The sequence below is a fragment of the Dellaglioa sp. CoH-57-MRSF-20 genome (genome assembly GCF_056781955.1).
Genome location: NZ_JBXAXV010000010.1, coordinates 1,898 through 3,298 on the forward strand (window position 1 = coordinate 1,898; position 1,401 = coordinate 3,298).

Here is a 1,401-nt window from a genome sequence, read left to right on the forward strand (position 1 = left end):
CAGTCCTTACGGTCTAGCTTCGTTGCCCTTAGAACGCTCTCCTACCACGGAACCCTAATGGGTTCCATCCACAATTTCGGTAACATGTTTAGCCCCGGTACATTTTCGGCGCAGAATCACTCGACTAGTGAGCTATTACGCACTCTTTAAATGGTGGCTGCTTCTGAGCCAACATCCTAGTTGTCTGTGCAATTCCACATCCTTTTCCACTTAACATGTATTTTGGGACCTTAATTGGTGGTCTGGGCTGTTTCCCTTTCGACTACGGATCTTATCACTCGCAGTCTGACTCCCGGATATAAATCAATGGCATTCGGAGTTTATCTGAATTCAGTAACCCTAGATGGGCCCCTAGTCCAAACAGTGGCTCTACCTCCATGATTCTTAATTCCGAGGCTAGCCCTAAAGCTATTTCGGAGAGAACCAGCTATCTCCAAGTTCGTTTGGAATTTCTCCGCTACCCACACCTCATCTCAGCATTTTTCAACATACATGAGTTCGGTCCTCCAGTGCGTTTTACCGCACCTTCAACCTGGACATGGGTAGGTCACTTGGTTTCGGGTCTACGTCTACTTACTATGGCGCCCTATTCAGACTCGCTTTCGCTACGGCTCCGTCTTATCAACTTAACCTCGCAAGCAAACGTAACTCGCCGGTTCATTCTACAAAAGGCACGCTATCACCCATTAACGGGCTCTAACTATTTGTAGGCACATGGTTTCAGGAACTATTTCACTCCCCTTCCGGGGTGCTTTTCACCTTTCCCTCACGGTACTGGTTCACTATCGGTCACTAGGGAGTATTTAGCCTTGGGAGATGGTCCTCCCGGATTCCGACGGAATTTCTCGTGTTCCGCCGTACTCAGGATACTGCTCTGAGAGATTTTCATTTAGTATACGGGGCTATCACCCTCTACGGCGAGTCTTCCCAGACTCTTCTACTATAAAAATCTTTGGTAACTCAAATGAGCAGTCCTACAACCCCAAGAAGCAAGCTTCTTGGTTTGGGCTCTTCCCTGTTCGCTCGCCGCTACTTAGGGAATCGATTTTTCTTTCTATTCCTGCAGGTAATTAGATGTTTCAGTTCCCTGCGTTTACCTCTATATAACCTATGTATTCAGTTAATAGTAACAGTCGATTAAAACTGCTGGGTTCCCCCATTCGGAAATCTCCGGATCAAAGCTTACTTACAGCTCCCCGAAGCATATCGGTGTTAGTCCCGTCCTTCATCGGCTCCTAGTGCCAAGGCATTCACCATGCGCCCTTGATAACTTAACCTAACTTTACTTAAAGCAAAGTGGTTTTGTTAAGAACTACGTTCTTAACTAATAAAACGCGGTGTTTCTCGGCTTATTGCTTAAAAATTTAATAAATATTATCTAGTTTTCAAAGAACAAATTTT

General features: G+C 45.5%; 1 rRNA gene (running past one end of the window). It reads right to left on the reverse strand.

What is annotated here, in order from left to right:
* Nucleotides 1-1,277 (reverse strand): 23S ribosomal RNA (locus tag AC1RPN_RS07650); it reaches 1,742 nt to the left of the window's first position.
* Nucleotides 1,278-1,401: the final 124 nt, after the last annotated feature.